Annotated in this window: 10 protein-coding genes; 6 read left to right on the top strand and 4 right to left on the bottom strand. The window is 40.1% G+C overall.

What is annotated here, in order from left to right; genetic code table 11:
* Positions 1–297 precede the first annotated feature (297 nt).
* Positions 298–798, top strand: coding sequence for a YdeI/OmpD-associated family protein (locus tag GSQ84_RS26875; protein ID WP_158800485.1), 501 nt, complete (start codon positions 298–300; stop codon positions 796–798).
* On the opposite strand, the gene GSQ84_RS26870 is transcribed toward GSQ84_RS26875, so the two are convergent.
* The 4 genes from GSQ84_RS26870 to GSQ84_RS26855 form a co-directional block, all read right to left on the bottom strand.
* Positions 799–1,527, bottom strand: a complete 729-nt coding sequence (locus GSQ84_RS26870; protein ID WP_158800484.1) for a polyprenol monophosphomannose synthase — start codon at positions 1,525–1,527, stop codon at positions 799–801.
* Between the two features lie 194 nt (positions 1,528–1,721).
* Complete coding sequence (locus tag GSQ84_RS26865) at positions 1,722–3,260, bottom strand: peptide MFS transporter (protein ID WP_158800483.1); 1,539 nt, start codon at positions 3,258–3,260, stop codon at positions 1,722–1,724.
* 52 nt (positions 3,261–3,312) lie between these two features.
* Complete coding sequence (locus tag GSQ84_RS26860; RefSeq protein ID WP_158800482.1) at positions 3,313–4,230, bottom strand: hypothetical protein; 918 nt, start codon at positions 4,228–4,230, stop codon at positions 3,313–3,315.
* Entirely contained in the window at positions 4,230–5,408 is a 1,179-nt protein-coding gene (locus GSQ84_RS26855; protein WP_158800481.1) for an acetyl-CoA C-acyltransferase, read from the bottom strand. Before GSQ84_RS26855 ends, GSQ84_RS26860 begins: the two co-directional genes overlap by 1 nt.
* A gap of 292 nt (positions 5,409–5,700) precedes the next feature.
* Here GSQ84_RS26855 and GSQ84_RS26850 point away from each other — a divergent pair, with 292 nt between their 5' ends.
* The 5 genes from GSQ84_RS26850 (at position 5,701) to GSQ84_RS26830 (ending at position 14,455) form a co-directional block, all read left to right on the top strand.
* On the top strand, positions 5,701–6,330 hold the full coding sequence (locus GSQ84_RS26850) for an RNA polymerase sigma factor (RefSeq protein WP_158800480.1): 630 nt from the start codon (positions 5,701–5,703) through the stop codon (positions 6,328–6,330).
* A 605-nt stretch (positions 6,331–6,935) separates the two neighbouring features.
* On the top strand, positions 6,936–8,069 hold the full coding sequence (locus tag GSQ84_RS26845; protein WP_158800479.1) for a formylglycine-generating enzyme family protein: 1,134 nt from the start codon (positions 6,936–6,938) through the stop codon (positions 8,067–8,069).
* A 139-nt stretch (positions 8,070–8,208) separates the two neighbouring features.
* The gene (locus tag GSQ84_RS26840) at positions 8,209–11,334 is read left to right on the top strand and encodes a TonB-dependent receptor (protein ID WP_158800478.1); all 3,126 of its coding nucleotides are present in this window, start codon (positions 8,209–8,211) and stop codon (positions 11,332–11,334) included.
* Positions 11,335–11,421: 87 nt separating this feature from the next.
* Positions 11,422–12,858, top strand: coding sequence for a RagB/SusD family nutrient uptake outer membrane protein (locus GSQ84_RS26835; RefSeq protein WP_158800477.1), 1,437 nt, complete (start codon positions 11,422–11,424; stop codon positions 12,856–12,858).
* Positions 12,859–12,997: 139 nt separating this feature from the next.
* On the top strand, positions 12,998–14,455 hold the full coding sequence (locus GSQ84_RS26830) for a DUF1254 domain-containing protein (protein WP_158800476.1): 1,458 nt from the start codon (positions 12,998–13,000) through the stop codon (positions 14,453–14,455).
* The last annotated feature ends 5 nt before the right edge of the window (positions 14,456–14,460 follow it).

The raw sequence follows: 14,460 nt of genomic DNA, 5'->3' as shown, positions 1-14,460 counted from the left end.
ACTTAATACGAATCATGTTACGGTTGGTAATAAAATAGAAAATATTTTAATTTAAAAGATCTTGAACTCTTGATTTTTCATTAGAATATATTTGTTTTATCTTAGTGTTTATTGCTTTTAAATGCCTTCAGGCTGCCCGCGGCGGTTTAAGTGGTTATGAAGCCTGCACAAGATTATTTTTTACCTGTTTTTATTGTTCTTTTTGTGTTCAAGAGTTCTTAAATTCGGTTCATTACTTTTTGTAAGATGTAATCTTATGCACGTTCCAATTGAAAATTCTTTCTTAACTTAGTCTCTATGATAGTGTTTGAATCTGAAATAGAGCGCTTTGAGAGAATGGGTGAAAAAACAGGTTGGACTTTTGTCTTTGTCCCTGCGGCTATTGCCGATCAGATTAAACCAGCTACAAAAAAAAGTTACCGGATACGGGGAAAGATGGATGCTGTAGAAATAGCGGGGTTGGCATTAACGCCGATGGGAGAGGGCAACTTTATCATTGCATTGAAAGGCAGCTTACGCAAACAGCTTGGGAAAAAAAAAGGTGATAAATTACGTTTGGAACTGGAAGAAGATAAAGACTTTAAAATAGCAATGCCTGCCGACCTGGAATTATGCCTGATGGAAGAAAAACACTGTCTGCAGAACTTTTTGAAAATGCCCCTATCGCATCAGCATTATTATATCAACTGGCTTAATACTGCCAAAACGGAACCTACCAGAGTAAAACGTATTGTGAAAATCATCATGGCAATGGATCAGCAAATGGATTTCGCAGAAATGCTCAAAAGCAATTCTTAATTAATTCCTGTCGTAATTTCTAAACCAGCTGGTGATTTTCATCTGGATTACTCCTAAAAAAGCTTCCCTGAAAATTTTAGTGCTCATCTTTGAAACACCTTCTGTACGGTCAGTGAAAATGATCGGTACTTCAACCACTTTGAACCCATACTTTATAGCAGTGAACTTCATCTCGATCTGGAAGGCATAACCTACAAATTTTATTTTATCCATTGGGATAGTTTCCAGCACTATCCTCCTGTAACATTTAAAACCTGCAGTGGCATCACGAATATCAATGCGGGTAATGAAACGGACGTACATCGATGCAAAATATGACATTAGAACCCTGCTCATTGGCCAGTTCACTACATTAACACCGGTAACATAACGTGAGCCAATAGCTACATCAGCTCCATTGGAGCAAGCCATATAAAGCTTGTAAAGATCCTCAGGATTATGAGAGAAATCCGCATCCATTTCAAAGATATACTGATAGGAATTTTTCAATGCCCATTTAAACCCATGGATGTAGGCTGTTCCCAATCCCATTTTGCCTGTCCGTTGTTCCAGGTGCAAACCTGAAAATTCCAGCTGTAGTTTTTTTACGATATCAGCAGTTCCATCAGGTGATCCGTCATCAATGATTAAAATTTCAAAAGTAAAATTCAAATTGAACACCTTTCTGATGATCTTTTCGATATTTTCCTTCTCATTATAGGTGGGAATGATAACTATGCTGTCTGACACGCGGGCAATAATAAAGTGAAACTTTGGCGAAATTATTGATTAAAACTGAAAACTAACTGAATTAACTAAATTTAATATCATAAAAATAACTGCCATGAGCTAAAGGCTTTCAAAAAATATCGGATATTTCACAGTATTTTACAAAATGAAAGGCCACAATATTGCGGCCTTTCCATCTTATGATATCCAATAGATTATGTTGTTGCGTTCATCGTTTTCTGTAACCATTTGGTTAACGCAAAAAGAATAATGGAAGCGATACCGGCCATAAATACAAACAACATAAAAAATTCATGAAGATTATGCATTTGATAGCCCATAAAAACTGTTGTTTTTGTGCCGTCAGGATATAATGCACTTAGTTTTCCGCTCAATACATTGGCACCTGCATTAGCCAGGAACCATACAGCCATCAGCAGCGAAGCAAACTTTAAAGGTGCAAGTTTATTTACCAATGATAATCCTATAGGTGACAAACATAATTCACCCCAGGTGTGGAAAGCATACATGCCTATTAACCACATCATACTTACTTTTACACCGGTTCCTACATCGTTGACCCCAACTGCAATCACATAATAACCAATGGCCAGCAGCATTAAGCCCATGGCCATTTTTGTAGGTGCTGAGGGTTCTTTTCTGCCTAATTTTATCCATATCCAGGCAAATACAGGCGCAAATAAAACCACAAAAAGAGAATTTAAAGAAGAGAACCAACTGGCAGGAACAGTGAAGAAACCCAGGTTACGTTTGGTAGATTCTTCAGCGAAGAAAGTTAAAGAGGCACCAGCCTGTTCAAAGGCGCTCCAGAAAAATACCACGAAGAAGGAAACAATGAAGATCACTAAAACTTTCTTTTTTTCTACTTTAGTCAGTTTTTTATCACTGAAGATCATAAAGGCAATCCCTAAGACAGCAAATAGCATTAAGTAACTCAGATAACTGTATACTTTGGCATCGATATACAATAAAGCAACACAGATAGCGGAGAACGCCAGGAGGGAAATATATACGATAACAGGAGAAGCCTCTTTGCCTGTCTGATGTGCGGGTTTCATCCCTAATGGAATGCCTTCAGGACCTCTTACATATTTGTCTTTCAGGTTCACAAAAACAATCACGCCCAGTGCCATGGCAATGGCTGCAGCGAGGAAGGCCCATTTAAAGTCGGCCGGATTGCCAGTATCACCAACGTATCCGCAGATGAAAGGCCCTAAAGCGCCACCTACATTGATACCCATATAAAATATGGTATAAGCTGCATCCAGTCTTTTATCAGCAGGAGGATATAATTGTCCTACCATAGATGAAATATTTGGTTTGAAAAATCCGTTACCAGAAATCATTACTCCCAATCCTGAAAAGAAAAGGAGAGAAGAAAGGTCCGCATTGGTGTGATACAGGGAAGCACAGGCAAACATTAAAAGTTCACCTAATGACATCAGGATACCTCCCGTGATGATAGACCGCCGGTTTCCCCAATATCTATCGGCAACAAAGCCACCGATAAGGGGGGTAAGATAAACCAGACCGGTATAACTTCCATACAGGTTTGAAGCAAAAGCTTTATCAAATAATAAAGCCTTGGTCATAAAAAGCACCAGGATTGCACGCATACCGTAGTAATTGAAACGTTCCCACATTTCGGTAGCGAACAGTACATATAATCCTTTTGGATGGCCTTTCGGAGAGTCATGTATCAACTCAGGCTTAAGGATTTCAGATTGATCCATAAATGTTGTGTTATGTTGTTTTAATTAAAAGTTCGCAAAATAAGACTAATTCTTAGAATTTTTTAGTCACAGGTATATCTTTACGCGTTGGATCCACATATTGTTCATCCAAAGCATTCGGGTCATTTCTCAATTCGATGTTTTCTGCCAGTTTTAGCTTGTCGCCCACGAGGTGATATCCATCAAAACTCGAATCTGAAGCATAATACTGAAAATTGCCGACCATATTTGGGTCAAAGGGAGCTAAATGATCGAATACAATCATCTGTTCTTTTTTATCCAACCTTAAAGTCATCGAATTCAGCTTATTGTACTCGAAAACAATCCTGTTTTTTACAGGGGTATTTTTCGCTCCTTCAAAAACAGGCTTACCAAATTGTACTTCATCCTGGTTAAATGAAAGGATATCGATCACTTTTTTCGATGTTTTACTGTTATTTCCTTTCCAGCCAAGCAATGCATAACATGTTTTTTGGCCGCTCATAACCAGCGGAACAATTTCATAATAGCGTGCTCCGTACCATAGTTTATTGGATGTAACAATGTTGTCGTCTTTGATATGCTCCGTATCATCAATCAGTGGGTACAGTTTTAACTTTCCATCTTTTGTTGCCAATTGTATGGCTCCAAAAAAGCGGTATGTACCTTCTTCTGTAGGTACATACCAGGAAAAGATCCTGAAAGTATTGTCCGGAGATTTTACTACAGAAATAGTTTTCAGTGAATCGAAGCCAAAATCAAAAGATGAAGGTGTTTTCAGTGCATTCACCAGCATTTTGATAAATTTTGCATTCTGCTCAAATCGCCTGATGTTTCCACTGGCCGCAAACAGGGTGCCGGCAGCATTTATCAGCGAATCCTGATCTTTTGTCAGCACCGTAATTCCCGCAGAGCTAAGCTGTGCGAAAACAGGCGCTGTTGTGTAACAGCAGATAAAAATGATCAAAAATGAGATAAACCTTTTCTTCATTAATTTATTGTTTCGATAACCAGTGCGCTGGCACCGCCACCGCCATTACAAATACCGGCAACACCTATTTTTCCATTGCGCTGTTGCAGTACGGAAAGCAGTGTCACTACGATGCGGGCTCCTGAAGCACCAAGAGGGTGGCCCATAGCTACTGCACCGCCATTTACATTTACCTGATCTTCACTAAGTCCCAGTTCCTGGTTATTAGCCAGTGAAACTACAGAAAAAGCCTCATTAATCTCGAAAAAATCTACGTCACTTATATCTTTACCTGCCCGTTTTAATGCTAAAGGAATAGCTTTGGAAGGAGCAGTGGTAAACCATTCCGGGGCCAGTTGTGCATCAGCATAACCTATGATACGCGCAAGAGGTTTAATTCCCATCTCAGCAGCTTTCTCTGCACTCATTAATACCAGTGCGGCAGCCCCATCGTTTAAAGCCGATGCGTTGGCTGCAGTTACACTGCCCTCTTTTTTAAATACGGGTTTTAATCCCGGTATCTTATCGAAATGAACGGCAAAAGGTTCATCATCCTGCGTAATTACAGTAACGTTACCTTTGCGGTCTTTTACTTCTACGGGTATGATTTCGTTTGTAAACTTTCCTTCCTGATGGGCAGATTGCGCCCTTTTGTAGGAACTGATCGCATATCTGTCTTGTTCTTCGCGACTGATATTACAGGTTGATGCACATAATTCTGCAGCAGAACCCATATGATAGTCATTATAAACATCCCAAAGGCCATCTTTCAGTAAACCATCTGTCATTTGACCATGGCCAAGTCTGTAGCCTGTTCTGGCTTTATCCAGGTAATAAGGCACATTACTCATACTTTCCATTCCTCCGGCAACAACAATATCGTTCTCTCCCAGGGCAATACTCTGGGCAGCCAGCATGATTGCTTTTGTACCTGAAGCGCATACTTTATTAATGGTAGTAGAAGGAACATCGGGTAAACCTGCAAATTTTGCTGCCTGGGTAGCAGGCGCCTGACCTAAATTGGCCGATAAAACATTCCCCATATATACTTCCTGTACATCTTCAGGTTTTATACCTGATTGTGCCACAGCAGCCTTAATGGCAAAACCGCCCAGCTGGGTAGCAGAGAATCCCGACAGGGAGCCTCCAAAGCTTCCAATGGGCGTTCTCAATGCTGATACAATAACTACGTCTCTCATTTGTCTCTATTAAATTTGGTTAGGGGCAAAGCTAATAATTTTTAATTTGCTCCTGCCCGTATTTTATTTATTCCGGCCGTTCCGCTGCAAGTCTTACCGTCTGATAAGAAGCCCGGCTCAATTTTGAAAATTTATTTGAAAAAAAAATAATTCGATTTTAAACTACAAAAACGTTTTTTCAACCGGAAAGTTAAAATCATCAGATTCTACACTATTGTCGATTTCTAAAAAACTTTTTATCATTGAATTCTAGTTAGTTAAATATACTATTCCTATAGACTGTACGAATAGAATGGAGAAAAATGTAGAAAAAAATAGTACTGAAACAGAATTGATGATTCATGTCAGAAAGGGTCACCCGGGGGCCTTTGAACAATTGTATAAGCTTCATCGTGAAGCAGCTTACAGCAGTTTGCGAAAACTGACCAGGGATGAAGACCTGGCTAAAGAAATTCTTCAGGATGTATTTCTTAAAATATGGGAGAAGAAAACAGAACTCAAGCCCCAGCAATCTTTTCGTGCTTTTCTACAGGTAATGGCAAGGAATAAAGCCATGGATTTTTATCGGCAGGTTAAACGGGAAAGGCAGGTGATGGAAAATTTGCGACAGGCGTTTTCTGCATCAGATGATCAGTCACTGGAAAGCAGCGGAGCTGAAGAGGAGGAAAGACAATTGCAGCTAGCCATAGAGCAATTACCTCCGCAGAGAAAAAAAATATTTTTGCTCTGTAAACAGGATGGTAAATCCTATGTAGAGGTAGGGAAACTGCTTGGCGTTTCTGCTTCTACCATTAGCGATCACATCGTCAAAGCTAATAAAGCTATTCGAAATCAGCTCCTTAAGCGAATTGAGTTAGCTTGTGTTTTAGTCATGCCTGCTTTTCATGAAAGCATCCGGATGTTACTGGAAAAAATAATTTAATTTTTTTTGAAACAGAGCAGAGTAAAATGAAAAAAGTAGCGTTATAGCAGTATAATAAATTGAATTAAGATTTTGCCGTCAGCGCTCGCTGATCAGGCAAGTTTAGGTAAATAATAGTTAATAAGATTAGGGGATGTGCGTGGATGCGGCATCCCCTAACTGTTTTTTAAGCTTTTTTCTTACCGGTCAGAAAAAAACAGATATTCCAGATAGTACATGTAATTCACCTTGAGTAATCGAAAATTCAGATTCTGTTAGTTATTATACGGTAAAGTAAAGATTTGATCTGCTTTTTGTTAACTCTGCTCTACATTTCCATTTTTATCAAATTAACGGATATGTTAAGACAAATGTTAAAATCTACTAGATCACTAGGAATTATGGTTTATACGGCTATATTTGCATCATAAGTAGCAAATAAAATACAAAGCAAATCAATTTATAACCTATGGCACAAGGCATAACAGCAGAAAAATTTACATTTTTACTGGATAGTTTAAAAGTAAGCTGTTGCCTGTGTACTATGATGCCAGCTAATGGCCAACAGATCTGATTTACAATTTATTTTCCCCCATACTTATAGTTAGTTCATTCGAATTTCAGCAATGAAAAAAATAGACACATATACAGCTTTAGCTGGTTTACTTAGCATCACCTTTTTTCTTCCATCTCTGGCAAATGCCCAGGAAGAAAAACCTGTTTTTGCGGCAAAGACACCTATATGCTGTGAATCCAACATTCCATCCCGCTTTAAACCTGCAAAAACAATAGCAATCAACAAAACCGCCGATCATCATGATCATCAGAATATGGTTTGGATAGAAGGAGGGAGCTTTATGATGGGAGGCGATAACCAGCAGGCAGCGCCCGATGAATATCCAAAACATAAAGTTACTGTTGATGGCTACTGGATCGACCAGACGGAAGTGACCAATGCCCAGTTTGCAAAATTTGTGCAGGCTACGGGTTATATAACTACTGCTGAAAGAAAACCCAACTGGGAAGACCTTAAAAAACAAGTTCCTCCAGGTACCCCAAAACCAGATGATTCATTATTAGTAGCAGCCTCACTGGTATTTAAACCCTCTAAAGAAGCTGTTCCTTTAAATGATTACAGTCAGTGGTGGACATGGGTAGAAAAAGCCGATTGGAAACATCCGCAGGGCCCAAAAAGTAATATCGAAGGGAAAGACAATTATCCTGTGGTTCAGGTTTCTTATGATGATGCCATTGCTTATTCCAAATGGGCCGGCAAACGTCTGCCAACAGAAGCCGAATGGGAATATGCTGCACGCGGTGGTTTACAAAATAAAATCTACCCATGGGGAAACGAACCTGTAGATGAAGGCACACCAAAGGCCAATACCTGGCAGGGAAGTTTTCCTTATAAAAATACATTAACAGATAAATTCTATTATACCTCACCTGCAAAATCATTTGCACCAAACGGATATCAGTTATATGATATGGCGGGTAATGTTTGGGAGTGGTGTGCTGATTATTATGATCAGGGCTACTATGGTCAGATAACTAAACCCGAAGGTGTAGTCAATCCGCAGGGCCCGGCCAAGTCAAATGATCCTGATGAACCATATGCCTCCAAGCGTGTAGTACGGGGCGGTTCATTTTTATGTAATGACAGTTATTGCTCCGGATACCGTGTGGCACGACGAATGAAAACCACAGAAGACAGTGGAATGGAACACCTGGGTTTCAGGTGTGTAGAAAATAAAAACTAAAGCGGGAGGAAACAGATTTATCAGGCTAACAAAAATAAAATAAGGGAATAGATAAACTATTCCCTCAGTTCAAAACAAGAAACAGGCGTTCAATTGGCGTTGTACCTGTTTCAATTGATAATTAAACATTTATAAAAGTATGCAAAAAATTTACAAGACCAAACGGTTTTACGTATGGTTCGTGCCTATTGTTACACTATTACTTTCTTTTAACACTTCTGCACAGGTTCAAACCAAACCCTTAATCAACTCCACACTAAATGGTCAGGTGCTGGATGCAAAAACTCAGGAGCCTATCATTGGTGCCAACATCACTATTAAAGGCACAACACATGAAGTAGCCACCAATTCAGATGGCCGGTTCAGTTTCGTAACTGGTCAAAAGTTCCCTTATACATTGATCATCAGGTCTGTTACTTATAAAACACAGGAATTAATTGCCACAGGAGGTGCACTGATCATCCGTCTGGAAGAAAATGTAAGTCAGCTGAACGATGTGGTAGTTGTAGGTTACGGTACACAGCGTAAAAGCGATGTAACAGGTTCCCTGTCTTCTGTTCCAAAAGAAAATCTAAATCAGGCTACTTCATCGGTAGATAACCTGCTGCGCGGATCAGCTCCGGGGGTACAGGTAACGCAAAGTTCCGGCAGCCCTGGTGCTTCGGCCAGCATCCGTATACGCGGTGGAAACTCCATCACTGGTGGTAATGAGCCGTTATATGTAATTGATGGATTTCCTGTTTATAACGACAATGCCTCTACCACTACAGGTGTGGGTTCCGGGGCAAGTGTAAATGCATTGTCCAGTATTAACCCTTCAGATATTGAATCAATAGAAATCTTAAAGGATGCTTCCGCTACGGCAATCTATGGCTCCCGTGGTGCAAATGGTGTAGTGATCGTTACCACTAAAAAAGGAAAACGGGGAACGAACAATGTAACCTATTCTGCTTATTACGGGCTTCAGAAAATCACCAAAGAACTTGACTTACTAAACGGCAGCCAATGGGCGCAATTGCATGATGATATCCAGGTAGCTAGCGGAGTTGCCCCTTCGTATACGGCTGCACAAATCGCTGCATTTGGCGCTGGTACCGACTGGCAGGCGGCCGCTTTCCGCACCGCACCTGTTCAAAACCATGAACTTTCTATTTCCGGTGGCGATGATAAATCAAGATATGCCATTTCCGGTAATTACTTTGACCAGGATGGGATCCTATTGAATACCAATTATAAAAGATATTCCACGCGCTTCAACTATGATCATGATGTATCTGAGAAATTTAAAGTAGGGGTAAACCTAAGCAGCAGTTATTCAACCTCATTGAGTGCAGCCAGCAATACCGGTGGAAATACATTAACAAGCCCCAATGTAATTACCAATATCATCAGCACAGCACCGGTTATTGCTTTAAGGAATGCCGATGGAAGTTATAACACAATCAATCCATATTCTACTACAGTTTCCAACCCGATACAGGATCTGGAAATTGTAAAAAACCAGACCCTGATCACCAGGACACTGGGAAATTTTTATGGAGAATATAAAATTATACCAGGACTGACCGCAAAAGTAAGTTTTGGTGCAGATCTGTTAAATACCAAGCAGAACTATTACGCACCTTCTAATAGTGCCAATGGATATACCAGTTTAGGTTATGCAGCAGTGGGAAATAAAACCGTAAACACCTGGTTAAATGAAAACACGATTACCTACGACAAGTCATTTAACGATAAGCACTTTTTTAATGTGCTGGTAGGTTACAGCACCCAGTTCTCCAAAGAAGAATCAGCTACCTCAGGCTCTAAAAATTTTGTCACCGATCTGACTTCATATAACAGTTTACAAAGTGGTTCTCAGACTATTACTCCTACATCAGACGCCTACACCTGGGCTTTAAATTCTTACCTGGCCAGGATCAACTATTCTTATGAACATAAATACAATGTGACCGTTTCTGCCCGTGCCGATGGTTCTTCAAGATTTGGTTCAGGTAACAAATGGGGATATTTTCCTTCTACAGGTTTCTCCTGGAATGCAGGACAGGAAGATTTTCTAAAGGATGTAAAAGCGATCAGCAATCTTAAATTAAGGTTAAGCGCGGGTATTACCGGGAACCAGGAGATTGGTCAATATCAGTCGCTCTCTACCTTAAGTCCGTTTACTTATGATTTTAATGGGACTTTAGTTACTGGTTTTGCTGCTACACGTTTGGCAAATGAAGCTTTAAAATGGGAAAAGACCGACCAATATGATTCTGGTTTAGATTTAGGTTTACTGGATAACCGGATCAATCTGTCTTTTGATGCTTATTATAAAAAAACCAATAATCTGTTATTGTCCGTTCCAATTCCGTTGTCTACAGGATTTGCTACTTCCCTTCAAAATATAGGTAGTTTATCTAATAAAGGACTGGAACTGGGCATCACCACAGATAACATCAAAGGTTCTAAATTTACCTGGAAATCTTCCCTGGTCTATTCCTTAAACAGGAACAAAGTGTTAAGTCTGGGTTCTCTAAGTTCTTATTTCCCAACAGTTAGTAACGGTACGCTAAGTGTGCTGCAGCCGGTTAATGTTGTGGTAGGACAACCTTTAGGCACTTTCTGGGGTTATAAAACCGATGGCATTTTCCAAACAGCGGCAGAAATTGCCAGTTCAGCTACGCTGGATTCAAAAGCAAATACCAAAGTTGGAGATCAGCGTTATGTGGATACCAACGGTGATGGGGTGATCAATTCTAAAGATAAAGTAAGCCTGGGTACGGCGCAGCCTAAATTTACTGGCAGTTTTACCAATACTTTTGGCTACAATAACTTCGATCTGGTTGTGTTCTTACAGGGAAGTTATGGAGGCAAAATCTATAATGCTTTAAAACAGCAATTGGATATCACTAACCTTTCACAAAATTCTACTACTGCTGTGCTGGATAGTTATTCTGCGTCTAATCCCAGTAATGTAACGCCAAGGGCAAGCAGTTCACCTGTGGCACAAATGTCCAGCCGTTATATCGAAAATGGATCTTACCTGCGTTTAAAGAGCCTCACATTAGGTTATACCTTTAACCAGAGCAGCATTTCCAAAATACATGCTAAACAATTACGCGTTTATATCGCAGCACAAAACTTATTCACCTGGACTAAATACACAGGTTATGATCCTGAAGTAAGCAGCTTTGAGCAAAGTAACGTTTTACAGGGAATTGACTATGGTGCCTATCCAAATTACAAGACCTTTTTAGCTGGTTTAAGCCTTACTTTTTAACTATCCAGACAAAAAAGCCTGCATAAGATTACAGCTGACAAATTCTACGCAAGCTTCATCACCGATAAAAAAATATTTACTAATAAGATGATAAAGAATATATTTTTAGGAATCCTGATCGCGATAGCTTTTACTTCCTGCAATAAATTGAATGAAAATCCCGTATCAGTAATCACTGCAGCACAGTCCTTTCAAACACAGGCAGATGCAGTGGCCGGGGTTACTGCGGTTTATAGTGAACTGATCTATGATGCCGGCGAACAGCCGATGTACGGGAGGAACATTAACTTCCTGACGGATATGACTACAGACGATCTCGCCGCTGGTCCTTCTGCTATCAATCCATATGTACGTGCACTAAGTGCTGATACTTATGATGCTTCGAATGACAGGGTACTGGCTATCTGGCGTCAGACCTATGTAGGCATTAACCGGGCAAATGTTGCGGTCGACAAAATTTCGGCAATGACCTTTGATCAGACTACCCGTTTGCGTTTAGTACGGGAGGCAAAATTCCTGCGTGCATTGTATTATTTTAACCTGGTGCGTTTTTTTGGAGCAGTGCCACTTGTATTACATGATGCAACTTCGGTAGATATTACTTCGCTTAAAACCAACCAGTCTACGGTTACCCAGGTATACCAGCAAATCATTGCCGACCTCACTGAAGCAGAAAACCTTCCCGCCACTTACACCGGTGCCGATATCGGCCGTGCTACAGCAGGCGCGGCAAAATCACTATTGGTAAAAGTTTACCTCACGCAAAAAGATTGGGCAAACACAATTTTAAAAGCCAAAGAAGTAATGAATGGCGGTTATGGATATGCTTTGTTTGCCAACTACGCAGATGTATTTAACAAATCTGCAAAAAATGGCAAAGAACATATATTCTCTGCACAGTTTGAAGCCAATAGCGGCACGGGTAACACCAGCACTTTGATGGGTGCATCCTTTACAGGATTTGCAGGTAAAGTTCCTGCCGATCTTCCTGCAGATACAGGGGTGTATAATATATTCACCGCCGGCGATACACGTAAGGCCGTAACTTTCTATAAAACTTTCACTAATCCTGCAACAGGTACAAAGTATACTTTTGCCTCCAATTATTTTAGGAAATATGTAGATTCTACGGAGCTGAGTACACCGGCACAGAGTGGAATTAACTTTCCGATCTTACGTTATGCAGATGTACTGCTGATGTATGCAGAGGCGGTCAATGAAACATCGGGACCAACTGCCGATGCTTATAATGCCATCAATTTGGTGCGCAACCGCGCAAATATCGGCGACCTCACAGCGGGACTTACCCAGTCGGCTTTCCGCGATGCACTTTACCTGGAAAGAAGAAAAGAGTTTGTTCAGGAAGCGCAGCGCTGGTTTGACCTGGTAAGAACAGGACGTTTGGTGGAGGCAGTAAGTAAAGTAGCCGCAAAAACAGGAGTGAGTACAAAAAATTACCTGTTTCCAATCCCTCAAAGTGAAATCAGTGTCAATTCTGGTTTAATACAAAACACAGGTTATTAATGGTGAAACTATCATAAGCTTAAAAACTGTAATGAACAGAGCTCTTGAACACAAATGAAATCAATAAAAAATTAGTGAAAAACAAGCTTAAGATAACTTCACAACCTTAAAAAATATTTTCAAATGAAAACTAAATCATATGAACATAAATCCTAAAAGAAACATAGTGTTATCAATTCATTTACTTGCTGCCTTAGCTGTAAATGCAACAGTCTCTGTTAAAAAACAATGGATACTACCGGTGCAAAGCGTGCTTACAGACAGCAGTAAAGTTCATCTTTCCAAAGAAGAAGTTGTTAAAATTGCTCAGGAGGCTTATATATATGGTTTGCCTTTGGTATTTACAGATCTTACCCGGCAGGTTAGCGGAACGAAAAGCAATGTGTTTACACATGCGCATAAATTTTTTGATGATAAAAACCATTGGGTAGTTGCGCCTAATAACGATACTAACTACTCTACTGCTTTTTTAGATTTAGAGCAGGATGCCGTAGTACTAACTATTCCTGATACCAAAGACCGCTATTTTGTGGTGCCCCTGATGGATGCATGGACTAATGTTTTTGCCTCTTTTGGTAAACGTAATACGGGAACCGGGGCGCAGAAATATTTAATCACCGGGCCTAAATGGAAGGGAATTGTTCCTTCTGGATTAAAACAGGTAAAATCTCCTACAGATATGGTTTGGGTAATTGGCCGTATACAGGTAAACAGTCCCGAAGATCAGGTGAAATTTGTCAGCAAAATTCAGGATCAGTTTACCTTAGCTACTTTGAGCAGTTGGGCTAAAAACAATGTAGCAGGAGGGACTGATCCTGTCGTTTACCATACGCCATTACCTGTTAAAGCAATTCAGGATCATCAATTAACAGTTGTAAAAGCCATACAGACATTACCACTGGCAGACTACTTTAATTACCTGAATGAGCTGATGGTCAAAAACCCTCCCCTGGTAGCAGATGCTCCTGTTTTGGCTCAATTTGCCAAATTAGGGATCCAGGCTGGCGGAAAATTTGATATCGACGCATTTGATCAGGAGACAAAAGAAGCATTGAATAACCTGCCTAAAAGTATATTCGGGCAATTTGATACAGGGCATCCTTCAGAGAGTTCAAAACCTGTAGCAGGGGCCAAAATTGGAGATTATAAAACCGATTATCTTTTGCGTGCTTTGGTAGCTTATAAAGGGCTGGGGGCACTGACACCAGAAGAGGCAACTTATGTAGGTTATGTTAAAGATGCAGACAAAAACCTGCTTGATGGTAAAAATGCTTATGTGATTCATTTTGATAAAGGAAAATTACCGCCGGCAAAGGCCTTCTGGTCTTTAACGATGTATGATAGCGACCGCTACCTGGTTGATAACCCTATTAAGCGTTATGCCATTGGCGATAGAAATCCCCTGATTTTTAATACAGATGGATCGCTGGATATTTACCTGCAGCATGAAAATCCGGGAGCAGAAAAAGAAAATAACTGGTTGCCTGCACCAGCAGATAACTTTAATGTTATTCTTAGAATATACGTACCTGAAGAAACTTATCTGAAAGATAAAAATACCTGGCTTAGCCCACCTGTAAAAAAGATAACCCCTTAAAACTA

The sequence above is a fragment of the Pedobacter sp. L105 genome (genome assembly GCF_009765875.1).
Taxonomy (GTDB): Bacteria; Bacteroidota; Bacteroidia; order Sphingobacteriales; family Sphingobacteriaceae; genus Pedobacter.
This window is presented reverse-complemented; position numbering and strand designations above follow the sequence as displayed.